General features: G+C 37.4%; 18 protein-coding genes. 16 read left to right on the top strand and 2 right to left on the bottom strand.

Annotated elements, in window-relative coordinates:
- Window positions 1-7 precede the first annotated feature (7 nt).
- The gene (locus M3225_RS14105) at window positions 8-343 is read right to left on the bottom strand and encodes a DUF485 domain-containing protein (RefSeq protein ID WP_251396079.1); all 336 of its coding nucleotides are present in this window, start codon (window positions 341-343) and stop codon (window positions 8-10) included.
- A gap of 490 nt (window positions 344-833) precedes the next feature.
- Here M3225_RS14105 and M3225_RS14110 point away from each other — a divergent pair, with 490 nt between their 5' ends.
- From M3225_RS14110 to M3225_RS14125, 4 genes are all read left to right on the top strand, one after another.
- The gene (locus tag M3225_RS14110) at window positions 834-1,142 is read left to right on the top strand and encodes a hypothetical protein (RefSeq protein ID WP_251394738.1); all 309 of its coding nucleotides are present in this window, start codon (window positions 834-836) and stop codon (window positions 1,140-1,142) included.
- Between the two features lie 217 nt (window positions 1,143-1,359).
- The gene (locus M3225_RS14115) at window positions 1,360-2,115 is read left to right on the top strand and encodes an IclR family transcriptional regulator (RefSeq protein ID WP_251394740.1); all 756 of its coding nucleotides are present in this window, start codon (window positions 1,360-1,362) and stop codon (window positions 2,113-2,115) included.
- 31 nt (window positions 2,116-2,146) lie between these two features.
- Window positions 2,147-2,974: an aldo/keto reductase gene (locus M3225_RS14120; RefSeq protein WP_251394742.1), complete on the top strand. Its 828-nt coding sequence runs from the start codon at window positions 2,147-2,149 to the stop codon at window positions 2,972-2,974.
- Between the two features lie 121 nt (window positions 2,975-3,095).
- Complete coding sequence (locus tag M3225_RS14125) at window positions 3,096-3,857, top strand: SDR family oxidoreductase (protein ID WP_251394744.1); 762 nt, start codon at window positions 3,096-3,098, stop codon at window positions 3,855-3,857.
- Between the two features lie 93 nt (window positions 3,858-3,950).
- Here the strand turns inward: M3225_RS14125 and M3225_RS14130 are convergent, their stop codons facing one another.
- Window positions 3,951-4,406: a MarR family winged helix-turn-helix transcriptional regulator gene (locus M3225_RS14130; protein ID WP_016763199.1), complete on the bottom strand. Its 456-nt coding sequence runs from the start codon at window positions 4,404-4,406 to the stop codon at window positions 3,951-3,953.
- 352 nt (window positions 4,407-4,758) lie between these two features.
- On the opposite strand from M3225_RS14130, the gene M3225_RS14135 reads away from it, so the two are divergent.
- From M3225_RS14135 to M3225_RS14190, 12 genes are all read left to right on the top strand, one after another.
- Window positions 4,759-5,397 carry an HlyD family efflux transporter periplasmic adaptor subunit gene (locus M3225_RS14135; protein WP_251394746.1) on the top strand — a complete coding sequence of 213 codons (639 nt, stop codon included), beginning with the start codon at window positions 4,759-4,761 and terminating at the stop codon, window positions 5,395-5,397.
- Between the two features lie 42 nt (window positions 5,398-5,439).
- Window positions 5,440-7,065: a DHA2 family efflux MFS transporter permease subunit gene (locus M3225_RS14140; protein WP_251394749.1), complete on the top strand. Its 1,626-nt coding sequence runs from the start codon at window positions 5,440-5,442 to the stop codon at window positions 7,063-7,065.
- 18 nt (window positions 7,066-7,083) lie between these two features.
- The gene (locus M3225_RS14145) at window positions 7,084-7,614 is read left to right on the top strand and encodes an NAD(P)H-dependent oxidoreductase (protein WP_251394751.1); all 531 of its coding nucleotides are present in this window, start codon (window positions 7,084-7,086) and stop codon (window positions 7,612-7,614) included.
- A gap of 8 nt (window positions 7,615-7,622) precedes the next feature.
- Window positions 7,623-8,033, top strand: coding sequence for a hypothetical protein (locus M3225_RS14150; RefSeq protein WP_251394753.1), 411 nt, complete (start codon window positions 7,623-7,625; stop codon window positions 8,031-8,033).
- A 162-nt stretch (window positions 8,034-8,195) separates the two neighbouring features.
- Window positions 8,196-8,621 carry a MarR family winged helix-turn-helix transcriptional regulator gene (locus M3225_RS14155; protein WP_251394755.1) on the top strand — a complete coding sequence of 142 codons (426 nt, stop codon included), beginning with the start codon at window positions 8,196-8,198 and terminating at the stop codon, window positions 8,619-8,621.
- 117 nt (window positions 8,622-8,738) lie between these two features.
- Window positions 8,739-9,728, top strand: coding sequence for a LacI family DNA-binding transcriptional regulator (locus M3225_RS14160; protein ID WP_251394757.1), 990 nt, complete (start codon window positions 8,739-8,741; stop codon window positions 9,726-9,728).
- Window positions 9,721-10,599, top strand: coding sequence for a ribokinase (gene rbsK, locus M3225_RS14165; protein WP_251394759.1), 879 nt, complete (start codon window positions 9,721-9,723; stop codon window positions 10,597-10,599). Before M3225_RS14160 ends, rbsK begins: the two co-directional genes overlap by 8 nt.
- Window positions 10,600-10,989 carry a D-ribose pyranase gene (gene rbsD / locus M3225_RS14170; protein WP_251394761.1) on the top strand — a complete coding sequence of 130 codons (390 nt, stop codon included), beginning with the start codon at window positions 10,600-10,602 and terminating at the stop codon, window positions 10,987-10,989.
- Window positions 10,990-11,003: 14 nt separating this feature from the next.
- Window positions 11,004-12,485 (top strand): sugar ABC transporter ATP-binding protein, encoded by a 1,482-nt coding sequence (locus M3225_RS14175; protein ID WP_251394763.1) that lies wholly within the window; start codon window positions 11,004-11,006, stop codon window positions 12,483-12,485.
- Window position 12,486: 1 nt separating this feature from the next.
- The gene (gene rbsC / locus M3225_RS14180; protein ID WP_025749709.1) at window positions 12,487-13,446 is read left to right on the top strand and encodes a ribose ABC transporter permease RbsC; all 960 of its coding nucleotides are present in this window, start codon (window positions 12,487-12,489) and stop codon (window positions 13,444-13,446) included.
- 11 nt (window positions 13,447-13,457) lie between these two features.
- The gene (rbsB, locus tag M3225_RS14185; protein ID WP_251394765.1) at window positions 13,458-14,378 is read left to right on the top strand and encodes a ribose ABC transporter substrate-binding protein RbsB; all 921 of its coding nucleotides are present in this window, start codon (window positions 13,458-13,460) and stop codon (window positions 14,376-14,378) included.
- A gap of 437 nt (window positions 14,379-14,815) precedes the next feature.
- Window positions 14,816-16,084, top strand: a complete 1,269-nt coding sequence (locus M3225_RS14190; RefSeq protein ID WP_251394767.1) for a PcsB-like coiled-coil domain-containing protein — start codon at window positions 14,816-14,818, stop codon at window positions 16,082-16,084.
- Window positions 16,085-16,095 lie beyond the last annotated feature (11 nt).

A 16,095-nucleotide genomic window follows, 5' to 3' on the forward strand; every position in this document is an offset into this window, starting at 1 on the left:
CCCCTATTCAATTTGCAGCTTCTTTTTTAATCGTGTCAACAAGTTCATCAAATTTTGAGGCTCTTTTTGTGTATAAAATGCATAGGGTCCAAGTCATCACAAACTGTGCAAAAGCAAATACCCACGCCCAAGTCATAGAAGCAAAAGCCGGTTTGTTTAAGACGGTTGTGTATGCCGTTAAGATAGGCAGCGTAAAATAAAAAGCAAGAAAAAACAGAGAGAGCGGTAAAATAAAATTGCGCTTTTGTTTCAAAAGCTTTTGAAATGAAGCAGACTGTACAATTTCTGTGTAATCAGGAGAGGAAGAAGCAGTGTTTACCTTCTTTAAAGAATTTTCATTCATCGCCAAGCGGAATTCCCCCTTTGATAATAAATAGATGAAGCAAAAAGCTTCATATCACTTGAATTATATTATTTTCGGAATAAAAAGTAAATTCTGTCTTTTCGTGAGAATGGTAACTTTAGAAGTTTTTTAATATACTAAAGGTTCAAACTAAATGAATACTAGCATAATGAAAAACGAACATCATTCAATACAAAAGAAAAATCATTTACAAAAGGAATGTTTAAATTAATCCTTGGTTTCTTTTACATATAAGGCTTCTCTTTATTATCTAAACGTTATTTTTTTGTTTGGCCTTTTGAAAAGTAAGAGAAGATGATGGTAAAACCATAAGCACACAATAATGTTAGATAGGGAATAAGTAGAGAAAATACAGTATTATTTTGAAATGGTTATAAATAGACAAGGTATTATGAAAGGTTTTTATATGGATATTATTTACAATAAACAAATGATGTGACTACTTATATAAAAGAGAAAAGGTGAAATAATGGCATTTGGAATCAAACGCCCAGAACTAAACACATGGAAAGCAGCTGTTAAGCGAGGAGAGATCGCATTTTTAACTCATTACTGGCTTGATGAGCGTTTTCCAAATGCAACTACTGTGACAAAAGTAGGTTGCAGTGACTTAAATAAGCTGATTAAGTGGGGAGAAAAGCATGGTATTTCCGCTAAGTATATCGATAATCGATCCGGCTATCCCCATTTCGATTTACTAGGCGAGCGTCAGAAAGAAATTATGAAAAAGGAAAATCAGCTGGAGCAGCTGAAGCGATTTGAAGAAGTTAACGAGTGAAAAGCAAAGCTAGTACAAGAAAACTGTAAAAAACTTCTATTGTTAATGTTTTTTTTATGTTTAAATAGCAAAAACAGTGGAATAGATTAAGAAGAACAATTACGTCATATATTTTCTTATATAGGGAAAATAACTTGAAAAAGTTTCTTTATTTGATACGATAAAGAGCTTTGTTTTATAATAAAATTGTTGTTCGGATAAAAGGAGGAAGAAGGGCATGTCCGAGGTTGGAACTTTAAAAAAAGGATTAGATATCTTCTCTTTGCTTTTAAACCGTCCGAATATGACTATTCCAGAAATGATGGAAGCCCTCGGTTTTAATAAGAGTACGATGTATCGTCTTGTGAGCACGCTCGAACAAAACGGATTTATTGTAAGAAACCCGTCTAACCGCTATACGGTTTCACCCCAATTGGTGCTGGCACTCGTGCAAAATACGATGCATACGAACTATGAAATGAATTGGCTCTCTGTTCCGGCTATGCAGAAGCTGAGTGAAGAGACCAATGAGACCATTTACGCGGGAATTCTCCATCATAAACAAATGGTTACAACTCAGGTGGTGAACGGGCAATATAGCACTCGTACGCATTCTGAAGTAGGAAATAAAAAGCCGCTTCATGCAAATGCTATTGGGAAGTGTATTCTTGCCTATCAAGAGGATAGCGTGCAAAAATCTATTCTTCACGAACTTTCGCTTGAAGGTTATACAGATCGAACGATTACCGAGCTGGACGAGCTTGAAGCAGACTTAGCTTTAAGTAAGGAAAGAGGATATGCTATCGACAATGAAGAACGGGAGCTTGGCGTTCGCTGTATTGCGGCCCCTATTTTTAAAAAAGGAAAAATAATGGCAGCTATTGCTTTATCAGGTCCATCCGTTCGTATTTCACAAGAGAAAGACGAAGAACATGCTGCACTTGTTAAGCAATGCGCAGAACAAATTTCACAAGCAATTACTCTTTATGAATAATTCAACAATAAAAAAGGGGATGAACGGTAACATGGAAAACTTACAGTCAACAACGACCTTAGCAAACGGCGTTAAAATGCCTTGGTTAGGTCTAGGTGTTTATAAAGTAGAAGAGGGTCAAGAAGTTGTAGATTCAGTTAAATATGCAATAAAGGCTGGATATAAAAGCATCGATACGGCTAAAATTTATGAAAATGAAGAAGGCGTTGGACAAGCGATCAAAGAATCAGGTGTTTCTCGCGAAGAATTATTTGTTACATCAAAAGTATGGAATGCGGATCAAGGCTATGACACAACTCTTCAAGCGTTTGAAACAAGCTTAAACAAGTTAGGTCTTGATTATTTAGATTTATACTTAATTCACTGGCCAGTTGAAGGTAAGTATAAAGATACGTGGAAAGCACTTGAAAAACTTTATAAAGACGGGAAAATTCGTGCAATCGGTGTATCGAACTTCCAAGTTCATCATTTAGAAGACTTAATTGCGGATGCAGAAATTAAGCCGATGGTAAACCAAATCGAGTTTCATCCACTTTTAACACAAACAGAAGTGCGTGAATACTGCAAAAAACAAGGAATCCAAGTGGAAGCTTGGTCGCCGCTTGCACAAGGTGAGTTACTTGATAATGAAGTGTTAACTCAAATTGCTGAAAAGCACGGAAAATCAACTGCTCAAGTTATTTTACGTTGGGACCTGCAAAACGAAGTAGTAACTATTCCTAAATCAACAAAAGAACATCGTATTATCCAAAATGCAGACATATTTGATTTTGAATTAAATGCAGAAGAAGTTGAAAAAATTAACGCATTAAATCAAAATCATCGCGTAGGTCCAGATCCGGATAACTTTGACTTTTAATTTCAAAACAAGACTAAAACGTCTCGTAAGATAAATAATAAACAAAGCGCTATTGTTATTCATGCAGTAGCGTTTTGTTTATTAAAAAGTAAATGCGATGGTTGAACGAGGAGGAAGAGTAATGGAAATGTCAGGAAACACCATTTTAATTACGGGCGGAGCGTCAGGGATTGGGTTGGCACTTGCAGAACGTTTTTTAAATGAAGGAAATGAAGTTATTATTTGTGGAAGGCGGGAATCAAAGCTGCAAGAAGCAAAAGAAAAATTTCCTTCATTACATACAAAAGTGTGTGACGTATCAATAGAAGAAAGCAGAGTAGAGTTAGTAAAATGGGCGACTGAAACGTTCCCAAAATTAAATGTTATTGTGAATAATGCAGGCATTCAGCAGCGCGTAAATCTTTTACACATGCAGGAAGAGTGGCAGTACTATGAAAAAGAATTAATGAGTAATGTAAGTGCACCTATTCATTTGATTTCGTTATTGATTCCTCATTTCGTTCAACAAGAACGTGCAGCGGTTATTAACGTAACATCCGGGCTGTCTCTAACACCTGGAGCATGGGTGCCAATCTACAGTGCAACAAAAGCGGCCTTGAGGTCGTTTACGATTAGTTTAAGACATCAAGTAGAAGGAACAAATACCGAAGTAATAGAAATTCTTCCTCCAGCCGTGAACACAGATTTAGGAGGACCGGGTCTTCATACATTTGGAGCACCTCTTGATGACTTTGCTGATTCAATATTTAAAGAATTGAAAAAAGGTAAAATCGAAATTGGCTATGAAGATAGTGCTAAGAGGCTTCATGCTTCCAAAGAAGAAATTGAGAAAGCTACAGTACAGGCTTGGAATGGATTTTTAAAAAACAATCCTGAATTTTAAAGGTAGGAAACAAAAAGGTTCCTAAACCTGTCAATAGTAGCGGGTCATAAAAAGCGTGTGTCCATAAAATAAATGAACACACGCTTTTTATCATTAACGATCCACAGTTTGTCTAATTCGTTTTTCCATTTTTTCAAGCATGCGGAGGTACTCATCCTGTTCTTCAGGAGTTAGAGCAAAAAGCATGTCTTGCCAAAATAAATTTCGCTGCTCAATTACATAGTTCACTAATGTTTCGCCAGCCTCTGTTAATGATATCCATACAATTCGGCGGTCTTTTTGGTCACGTACGCGCTTAATGAGTGCATCATCTTCTAATTGATTTAATAAAATGGTAGTAGCCCCGGAAGTTAGCTTTAGATTTGAAGAAATTTCGGCTACCATACGTTTAGAGCTGACTCCAATGAATTTTAGAATTAAAAATTTCGTAATGGTCAAATTATAGGGCTGCTCACTGATTTTATCTTCCAAGAGCTTCCGCTTGAGTTCAAATAATGAGGTTTTAACTTGGTCAAGTTTTTCTAGTTTATCTATTAACTGCTGATCCATCATAATCACCTTTTCTTTATCATTATAGGTGTTAAACAATTGCTGCTAGTTACCTATTGTGGTTTATGTATATAGGGAGTTTGTTCCAAACAAAGGAGCTGTTTTTGCGTATAACCCTATGCTTATATATCTAACTTTAAAGTAAAGTAAAGTACTTGTAAAGAAACCAAAACTTTTAAGTTGTATTTCGGTTAAAGATGTAGTAAAGTATTCAGTCGGGAAAACTTTATGAAACATAAATGTTTAGTTTTAAAAATAAATTAAAATCAAAGTTATTTACAACTAAATATCTTTGTGATAAAGTTATCTAGCGTAATACTTAACTGAATGAAATATTAAGGAGGTAAAATAAATGTCAAGAGGGCGTTTAATTTTAATGAACTTTATCGGAATTATTGTAGTATTAGCTTTAATTATTGGTGGAGGATACTATTATATTCAAAAATCTAATTATGTATCCACAGACAACGCAAAAGTGTCCGGCGACCTTTATACAGTAGTAGCGCCAGCGGCAGGTAAAGTAGCAAGCTGGAACATTGAAGAAGGTAAAGATGTTTCAAAAGACGATGAAGTAGCTAAAATCCAATCAGAAGATGGAGAAAAAACAGTTACAGTACCAGAAAATGGAAAAATCATCAAAACACAGGTAAAAGAAAATCAAATGGTTCAAGCTGGTCAACAAATTGCTAGCGAAGTAGATATGAATAACTTATTCATCATTGCAAACATTAAAGAAGACAAATTAAAAGATATTGAAGCTGGCGATGACGTTGATGTAACAGTTGACGGAGATACTAAAACAACAATCGATGGAAAAGTAGAAGAAATCGGTTATGCAACAAACTCAATTTTCTCATTAATGCCAAGCTCTAATTCAGACGGCAACTATACTAAAGTATCACAAACAGTTCCTGTTAAAATCTCTATTTCTAACTACTCTGAAAACGTACTACCAGGTATGAACGCAGAAGTTAAAATCTCTAAAAACTAAGCACGTACATGATTAAGAAGAGAAGAAAGGAGGAAGGAACTGATGTCAGCAAACACGATACAACCAGAGGAAAGCTCAGTTAAAAAGCATATCCCGCTACTAGTCGTACTTATGCTTGGATTGTTCTTAGCAATTTTAAACCAAACGCTGCTAAATGTTGCGATTCCGCATCTGATTACAGAGTTTGGCGTTACGGCTAATACGGCACAGTGGTTGCTTACGGGATATATGCTTGTAAATGGTGCACTTATTCCATTATCAGCCTATTTAATTGAACGTTTTGGCGTTCGTCGCTTATTCTTATTTGCAATGGTCTGCTTTACAGTAGGTGCACTTGTCTGCGGAATTGCGCCTACTTTCTCGATTATGCTAATAGGACGTCTTGTTCAAGCAGTCGGAGGAGGAGTACTAGCACCTCTAGTTATGACCATTATCGTATTTATTTTCCCTCCTCATATGCGCGGAAAAGGAATGGGGATCTTTGGTTTAGCCATGATGTTCGCTCCGGCAATTGGACCGACGCTTTCAGGATGGGTTATTCAAAACTATGACTGGCACATTTTATTTACGGGAATGGTGCCACTAGGGGCGCTCGTACTTATTATTGCAGCTTTTAAATTAAAAGATATTAAACCACCTCAAAATGTAAAAGTAGATCTAATTTCTGTGTTTACATCTCTTGCAGGTATGGCTTTACTTCTATACGGCTTCAGTGAAGCTGGAAAAGATGGTTGGACGGATTCAGTTGTATTATCAACGATGATCGGTGGTATCGTCTTATTAATCATCTTTGTTTTGCAGCAGCTTCGACTTAAGAGTCCATTACTTGATGTGAGAGTATTTAAATACAGTATTTTCTCATTATCTAATATCATTAGTATTGCCATTACAATTAGCATGTATGCTGGTATGTTCTTATTACCAATTTATTTGCAAAATATTCGTGGCTATTCAGCGTTTGATTCAGGTTTATTAATCTTGCCTGGTGCACTTGTTATGTTAGTTATGTCGCCAATTTCTGGTACGCTGTTTGATAAACTAGGACCGCGTCCACTAGGGATTGTCGGGATGTTGATTACGGTTGTGACAACATTCGAATTTACAAAATTAACACTGGAAACACCCTTTAGTCATATTGTTATTATTTATATGATTCGTGCATTCGGTATGTCATTATTGATGATGCCAATTATGACAGCTGGTTTAAATCAGCTGCCGGCAAAATTAAGCAGCCATGGTACCTCAATGGCGAACACGCTTCGTCAGGTGAGTGGTTCAATCGGTATCAGTTTAATGACTACAATCTTTACAAATCGCACAACATATCATGTGAATGAAATGAGCAGTTCAATGACTACATCCGATCCATTCTTTATGAATAACTTCCAGGTATTTGTTCAAAAGATTGCTCAAACGCTTCACCTTTCTCAAACAGAGGCTCAAAAACAAGCTTTAACAACATTAGCTGGAAAAGTTCAAGCGCAAGCAACTGTACAAGGAATTAACGACGCGTTTTACTGGACAGTTATTATTGCCATTATTGGATTGATTTTAAGTTTCTTCCTACGTGATGTTCGTAAAGATGCAGTAGTAGAAGTAGAAGAGACAGAAAAAGAAACAACAGACGATATTCGTATGTTACCGGCACCAAAAGATATGAACTCATAAGCAACGGAGGGATAAAGGATGAAAATTTGTATCGTATATGATAGTGAAGGCGGACATACAGAGGCATTAGCAAAAGCGATTGCTTCTGGCGCTGAGCTGTCTGGAGAAGCAACCGTATATGTAAAGCATGTCGAAGATGCAGATGTACGTGAACTGCCTGAAATGGATGCTATTATTTGGGGCTGCCCAGGGCATTTTGGAACAATTAGTTCAGGGTTAAAAACGTGGATTGATAAATTAGGTTATCTATGGGCAGAAGGTAAATTAATTAATAAAGTAGGTGCGGTGTTCTGTACAACAGCTACAACGCACGGTGGCTTAGAAGCGACGCTTTTAAATTTAATTACACCTATGCTTCATCAAGGTATGATTATTGCTGGGTTACCAGGTAACATTCCAGAAAATGCGCTGTACGGTACTTATTACGGTGTTGGAATTACTTGTCCAATCGAAGGTAACGAATTATTAACAGAGAACGACCAAGCGCTAGGTAAAGCATTGGGAGAACGTGTTGTTCAAGTGACTAAACGAATGACACAAGGACAGTAGGTGACGGTATGTTAGGTATTTTACTGATCGTTGTAGCTGTGATTCTAGTTGTACTAATTATTACAATGAATGCCAAAGCATCATCTTCTAAGCGCCAGCGTACAGTTCCACCTAAAAAAGAAGCGGCTGCCTCAAATGCTCCTAAAGAGCCAAAAGTAGAAGAGAAAAAAGCACCAGAAAAACCTGCAGCACCAAAAGAAGAACAGCCAAGAGAGCCACAGGCGAAGACGGAAACAAGAACATCTAGACATAAGAGAGAAAAAGATGTCATGAACGATGATATGTATCGTCAAGTGCTCCAGAAGTTTAGAGAAGGCGAAAAAGACGACACGGTTTTCACAAAAGAAGAACGCGACGTTATGAATGATGACGCTTTTCGTAAAGCTTTAAGATCGTTTAAGAAAAACGATAATGAATGAGTTTCTTCTATTATAATAGTACGGAATAAAATAGATAGAAAATAGGTTATAAGCATTCCGCGAAACCAGCCGTTCTCCCCAGGTTAGGTTTCGCTTGGAGTGTAGCAGGGGGCTGACATGTTAAAATCGACTCCCTGATTATAAGAAAGGGGACGTCAAAACATGGAACAGCTCACATTTATTGAAGAGGTCCAGAGAATTTCGATATCCCTTAACAAAAAGGTAATGGCAGAGATAAAAGAAAGGTTGCTTTCACAAGGGATTACGCCTTTTCAATATCATATCTTATTAATTATAGGTAAATGCAGTCACATTGGAGTAACCAAGCTGGCAGAAGAGATGCGCGTAAAGCCTAGCGCGATTACTCCTGTTATTAATCGTTTAATAGACTTAGAGTTAGTTTCACGCTATCACTCTAAAGAGGATCGTCGTAAGGTAAACATTGAGTTAACAGCTAAAGGTGAACAAGTGATTGAAGAAGCAAATGAGATTGTGCAAAAAATGATTGCTCATTTCTTTTCTTGCTATGAACCGAAAGATCAAGAGCAATTTTTGAAATTATTTAAGAAACTAGACGCTAATATCTAATGAAAGAAACATCACTTCTTAATGGAGTGATGTTTTTTTGATAAAAAGATTGTCAACTTCACTTTTCCATGATATTATTTGTGTAAACGGTTACATATATGAAGGGAGGGAAATAAAGTGGTAACAATTCGTGATGTAGCAAAAGAAGCAGGTGTGTCCGTTGCGACCGTTTCGCGCGTTTTAAACAGTACAGGGTATGTAAAAGAAGACACGCGTGTGCGAGTAATGAATACAATTCAAAAATTAAACTACAGCCCTAACGAAGTAGCCCGTTCTCTTTATACACGTGAATCACGTTTGATTGGTCTATTGCTTCCAGACATTACAAACCCTTTTTTCCCTCAACTTGCACGAGGAATAGAAGATGAAGTACATAGCCATGGATTTCGTTTAATTCTTGGCAATAGTGATGAGCAGTTAGAGAAAGAATTAACATATCTCCAAACGTTTACGCAAAATCATGTAGTAGGAATGATCACGGCAACAACAAGTCTAGCTCAGAAACTATATGAAGGTCTTACATTTCCCGTAGTGTTTTTAGATAGAAGTTCTGATCAGTATCCATCCGTTTATGCTGATGGTTTTGAAGGTGGGAAACTTGCTGCAGAAGAAATAATCAAAAGAGGAAGTAAAAGAGTTACACTTATCAAAGGTCCAGTAAATGTAAAGCCTGCCCAGGAACGTTTTCAAGGCTCTCTGTCTGTTTTGAGTCAGTCTGATGCAGACTTTTACGTATTAAATACAAATTCTCTAGCGTTTGACGATGCGCAGAAATGGGCAAAGGAAATCTTTCAAAAGTACCCTGAAACAGATGGAATAATTGCTAGTAATGACATTGTAGCCACAGCTGTTTTACACGAGGCGTTTCGATTAGAAAAAAGTGTGCCTGATGATCTACAAGTGATTGGTTTTGATGATATTCCGCAAAGCCGCTTTTCGTTTCCAGCGCTGTCTACAATTCGTCAGCCTGCTTATGAAATGGGCAAGCAAGCAGCAGGTCTGTTAATGAAATGCATTAAGAAAGAACCTTTAATTCAAAAGCAAGTACAACTACCCGTTACGTTTATTGAACGAAATACGACACGAAAGGTTGAGGAACATGGCTAAAGTAACTGTGATTGGAAGTTCATCAATGGATTTAGTAGTAACATCAAATATTCGTCCTGGAGCTGGAGAAACAGTGTTAGGAGAATCATTTAAAACCGTTCCGGGAGGAAAAGGAGCCAACCAAGCTGTTGCAGCAGCCCGTCTTGGAGCGGATGTGAGTATGATTGGGTGTGTGGGCGAAGATCATTATGGAAAAGCAATCCTGGAGAATTTCAAATCAAACGGTGTATCTGTGGAAAGTGTGAAACCGGTTACAGGTTCAGATAGCGGAACAGCTCACATTATACTCGCTGAAGGCGATAACAGCATTGTAGTTGTCAAAGGAGCAAACGATTATATTACTCCAGACTACGTAGAAAAAGCAAAAGAAAAAATTAAAGAAGCTGATATCGTACTTATTCAGCAAGAAATTCCAGAAGAAACGGTTGAATATGTTGCTCAGCTGTGTCAGGAATTAAACGTACCGCTTTTATTAAACCCAGCCCCTGCAAGACCATTAAAAGCAGAAGTGATTGAACAAGTTTTTTACATCACTCCAAATGAACATGAAGCAGAGCTTTTATTTGAAGGAAAAGAAAAAGCAGAAATGTTAAAACAGTATCCAAATAAATTGTTCATTACAGAAGGAAAACAAGGTGTACGCTATTTTAACGGCGAGAAAGAAGTATTGGTTCCTTCTTATCAAGTAGAAGCGGTTGATACAACAGGAGCAGGAGATACATTTAATGCAGCGCTTGCTGTGGCACTTGCCGAAGGCATGGGTTTTGAAAAGGGAATTCAATTTGCCAATCGCGCAGCTTCGCTATCCGTCACTAAATTTGGTGCTCAAGGCGGCATGCCGACTCGAAAAGAAGTGGAGGAGAGCTTGTAAATGAAACGACACGGAATGATTAACAGTCATATTACAAAGATACTAACAGATCTAGGTCATACAGACACAATTGTCATTGCAGATGCAGGGTTACCTGTTCCTAGTAATGTGCCTAAAATTGATTTGTCTTTAAAGCTAGGAGTGCCTAGCTTTGAAGATGTAGTAATGGCTGTATTAGAAGATATGGCTACAGAAAAAATAGTGATTGCAGCTGAAATGAAAAAAAGAAATCAAAAAGCTTATGAGTTAATGGAAAAGCAAAACATCTTAGTAGAAGAAGTATCGCATGAACAATTAAAAATGCTAACAAGCAAAGCAAAAGTGGTAATTCGTACAGGAGAAGCAACTCCTTATGCAAACTGCATTTTACAAGCGGGAGTTATTTTTTAAAAGAGGTGAACAGCATGCATATTGCAATGAGAGGGATTCATAAAGCCTTTGGAGCAAACCGTGTACTAAGGGGTGTGGATTTTGAATTACATGAAGGTGAAGTTCACGCACTAATGGGGGAAAATGGAGCGGGAAAATCTACGCTGATGAATATTTTAACCGGCCTTCATAAAAAAGATGAAGGGCAGATTCTGATTGATGGCAAAGAAACATATTTCCAAAATCCAAAAGAAGCAGAACAAAATGGAATTACTTTCATTCATCAAGAGCTGAACGTTTGGCCTGAAATGACGGTGCTTGAGAATCTATTTATCGGCAAAGAATTAAAAACATCCTTAGGTTTTTTAAAAACAAAAGAAATGAAAGCGTTAGCAAAGGAGCAGTTTGAAAAATTAGCTGTTACCATTCCTCTTGATCAAGAAGCGGGACTTTGTTCGGTCGGACAGCAGCAAATGATTGAGATAGCCAAAGCGCTGATGACCAATGCAAAAGTCATTATCATGGATGAGCCAACGGCAGCGCTTACTGAAAGAGAAATTCAAAAGTTATTTGACGTGATTAATGCACTGCGAAAACAAGGTGTATCGATTGTCTATATTTCACATCGTATGGAAGAGATTTTCGCTATTTGTGATTCCATTACGGTCATGCGTGACGGACAGACAGTGGATAAAAAGCCGATTCCAGAAACCAGCTTCGATGATGTCGTTCGTAAAATGGTAGGAAGAGAATTAACGGATCGATTTCCTGCTAGGACTTCTTCTAAAGGAGACGTTGTATTTGAAGCAAAAGGCTTAGAGAGAAAAGGTGTATTTCAAGACGTTAATTTTTCAGTGCGATCAGGAGAAATTGTTGGCGTTGCAGGGCTGATGGGAGCTGGCAGAACGGAAATTATGCGGGCTATCTTCGGACTAGATCCGTTAGAAAAAGGCGAAATTATATTAAATGGCAAACGGGTCAACATCACAAAGCCCGTTCAAGCCATTAAATTGGGTCTCGGGTTCATTACAGAAGACCGTAAAACAGAAGGGCTCGTTCTGGATTTTTCTATTCGAGAAAATATTGCGCTTCCAAGTCTATTCAGCTTTTCGCCTAAAGGCTTTATTGAACAAAAAAGCGAGCAGCAATTTGTAGAGTTACTTATTAAACGTTTAACGATCAAAACCGAGTCGTCTGAGACGAGTGCAGGTAACTTATCGGGAGGAAATCAGCAAAAAGTAGTTATCGCCAAGTGGATTGGCATTGGACCCAAAGTGCTGATTTTAGATGAACCAACTCGAGGAGTAGACGTTGGGGCAAAGCGTGAAATTTATCAGCTTATGAATGAACTCACAGACAGAGGCGTGGCCATCATTATGGTGTCTTCAGAGCTTCCGGAAGTACTCGGTATGAGCGATCGCATTCTTGTTGTGCATGAAGGAAAAATAACAGGTGAACTGACAAGTGAAGAAGCAACTCAAGAAAAAATTATGACATTTGCAACAGGAGGTCAGTAAAATGAAAGCAAACACAGCGATAAAAGAAAATCGCGTTGATAACGTGATGCAAAAGCTAGGTCCGTTACTAGGTCTATTTATTCTTATTGTCATTGTATCGATTTTAAATCCAAGCTTTTTAGAACCTTTAAATATTTTAAACTTGCTGCGTCAAGTAGCCATTAATGCCTTAATTGCATTCGGTATGACATTTGTCATTTTAACAGGCGGAATTGATTTATCGGTTGGCTCTATACTTGCTCTATCAAGTGCGTTAATGGCAGGTATGATCGTTTCGGGTGTAGATCCTATTTTAGCTATTTTAATAGGATGTGTGTTAGGAGCTGTAATGGGTATGATTAACGGCTTGCTTATTACAAAAGGAAAAATGGCGCCGTTTATTGCGACGCTAGCTACGATGACAATTTTTAGAGGGTTAACGCTTGTTTATACAGATGGAAACCCGATTACCGGCTTAGGTGAAAATTATTACTTCCAATTATTTGGTCGCGGCTATTTTCTAGGTATTCCTGTTCCAGCGATTACGATGGTACTAGCATTTGCTGTCCTATGGGTGATTTTGCATAAAACGCCGTTTGGTCGTAGAACATATGCAATCGGTGGAAATGAAAAAGCGGCATTTATTTCAGGAATCAAAGTGCCAAAAGTTAAGGTTATGATCTACTCACTAGCAGGATTATTGGCAGCGCTATCAGGAGCGATTTTGACTTCTCGTTTGAACTCTGCTCAGCCAACTGCAGGTACATCTTATGAGTTAGATGCTATTGCTGCAGTAGTACTAGGTGGAACAAGTCTTTCTGGAGGACGTGGACGCATTGTTGGAACATTAATTGGTGCGTTGATTATCGGAACGTTAAACAATGGCTTAAACTTACTTGGCGTTTCGTCATTTTATCAAATGGTCGTAAAAGGAATTGTTATTTTAATCGCGGTATTAATTGATCGCAAGAAGTCAGCTTAGGAGGGGAAAACATGAAGAAAATTTGGCTCGTGTTATTATCATTTTCATTATTACTGTTAGGGGCTTGTTCACTTCAGCCTCCTGAGTGGGCGAAACCATCTCAAAGTAAAAATTTAAAAGATATTAAAATTGGTTTATCTGTTTCTACATTAAATAATCCGTTCTTTGTCTCGCTAAAAGAAGGGGTACAAAAAGAAGCAAAAAAACTAGGTATGGAAGTAGTCGTAGTAGATGCTCAAAATGATTCAGCAAAACAAATTAACGATGTAGAAGATTTAATGCAGCAAGGTGTTAACATTCTGCTTATTAACCCAACGGATTCGGCTGCTATTTCAACAGCAGTACAATCGGCTAATAATGTAGGTATTCCAGTTATTACGCTAGATCGTTCAGCAGAAAAAGGGAAAGTGGAAACACTGGTAGCTTCAGATAATGTAAAAGGTGGTCAAATGGCTGCTGATTACATTGTAAAAAAAGTGGGGGAAAAAGCTCAAGTAGCAGAACTTGAAGGCGTACCAGGAGCTTCAGCAACTCGCGAACGAGGAAAAGGGTTCCACAACGTTGCAGATCAAAAGCTAGATATTACGGCTAAACAATCAGCTGATTTTGACCGTACAAAAGGCTTAAACGTTATGGAGAATGTTCTTCAAGGAAATCCTGGTATCAAAGCCGTATTTGCTCACAATGATGAAATGGCATTAGGAGCTATTCAAGCTATTAACAGCTCAGGAAAAGATGTGTTAGTAGTAGGGTTTGATGGAAACGACGATGCAATTAAAGCGGTAAAAGAAGGGAAACTAGGAGCAACTGTAGCTCAGCAGCCTGTTTTAATTGGTAAACTTGCCGTAAAGTCTGCTAAAAATGTTCTTCAAGGCAAAAAAGTAGATAAGCAAATTCCGGTGCCTTTAAAACTAGTAACCTCTGAAAAATAACGTATTCATACGTGTGAAAAAAAGACGCGCATTTGACTTATGGGCGTCTTTTTGTGTATATACAGTGTGAAAAAGAAGTGAAAAAGTCACAACTTTATAAATAGTATAGGAATTATGTAGGTGGCATTTATGTAATAAAAAGTAAAAAACACCGAAAAAAGACGGTAAAACACATAATTTTCCGTGAAAAATTTGTAATATATCTGTAATAATAAGTAGTTATTTCTATTTTTGAAGAGGAATTTTGCCCTGTTTATGACAAAAATATATCTTTTTTAATAAACAGTAAACCTCTCTATCAAGGGATTTTGGTGATGAATTCCCAGAAAGAGATTCTTGGTTATACAGATTATGGGATTTTTTTAATTGTATTGTAACATAAACAGATAGTTTTTTATGGTATAACTATGTCTATGAGGAAAGGGGACTATTACTTTATGAAAATTTTTAAGCGTATGACTCTTGCAGCAGTCACAGGAATTTTCTTCATGACCGGCATTACAGAGACTCACGCCCAATCGAATGAAGAAGCGCTCCAGAGTACTGAAAATAAAATTAAAGAAACAGAAAAGGCTGTTCAACAAAAAGAGAAAGAGAAACAGTCTATCAATTCAGATGTTCAAAACATTCAATCACAATTAAATTCATTACATACAGTAATCTCTAACAATAAAAAAGAGTTAGCATCGACTGAAAAGCAGATTTCAGAAGCGAACCAAATGATTGAGAAAAAGAAAAAAGAGATCGTTTTGCTTCAGGAAAAAGTGTTAAGTCGTAAAGATATTATTGAAAATCGATTAGTTGCTTTACAGCAAGACGATAAAACAAGCGTTGTTATTGATACATTAATGAATGCTGATAACTTTGGAGATTTTGTTGCACGTATGGGTGCTGTAACAACTTTATTGTCAGCAGATAATGATATTTTAAAGCAACATCAAAATGATTTAGATCAAATTGAAAAAGATAAAAAAGAAATTGATAAGCAAGAAAAAGTACTAGAAGCAGCAAAAGGTAGCCTAGCGGCTAAACAAGCTGAATTAGATAAAAACGTTGCCAAACAAACAGCAACGTTAACAACTATGCAAGAAAAATACAGCACGGTCGTAAATGAAATTGAGGCAGCTTCTTCAGAAAAAGCAAACCTTCAGTCTGAATTAACAGGCATTCAAGATAAGATTGCAAAAGAAAAAGAAGCAGCTCAAAAGCAAGCTGAGCAAGTGGCAAAACAGCAGGCAGCTGAAAAGGCTGAGGCTGATGCAGAAGCAAAGCGTCAAGCTGAACTAGCAACAGCTAAAAAAGATGTAAAAACAGAGCCAAAACAAGAAGTAAAAACAGCTGCAGCTACAGAGAAGAAAGCAGCCGTTTCTTCAGAAGCAAAAGAAACGAAAAAAGAAGAAAGCACACAAAAGCATTCTGGTAAAGAAATGTATGTAGAAGCAACAGCTTATACAGCTAATTGTGCAGGTTGTAGCGGCGTAACAGCTACTGGGCAAAATGTAAGTTCAGGCACTCATAAAATTATTGCGGTAGATCCATCCGTTATCCCATTAGGTTCGAAAGTATATGTAGAAGGATACGGAGTGGCAACAGCAGGTGATACGGGCGGTGCGATTAAAGGATATCGAATTGACGTATTAGTACCTTCTGAATCAGCTGCAAAAGCATTCGGACGTCGTACAGTAAAAATTACGGTGTTAAATTAACGAAATAGGCT

It is taken from the genome of Priestia aryabhattai, from assembly GCF_023715685.1.
GTDB classification, from domain to species: domain Bacteria; phylum Bacillota; class Bacilli; order Bacillales; family Bacillaceae_H; genus Priestia; species Priestia aryabhattai_B.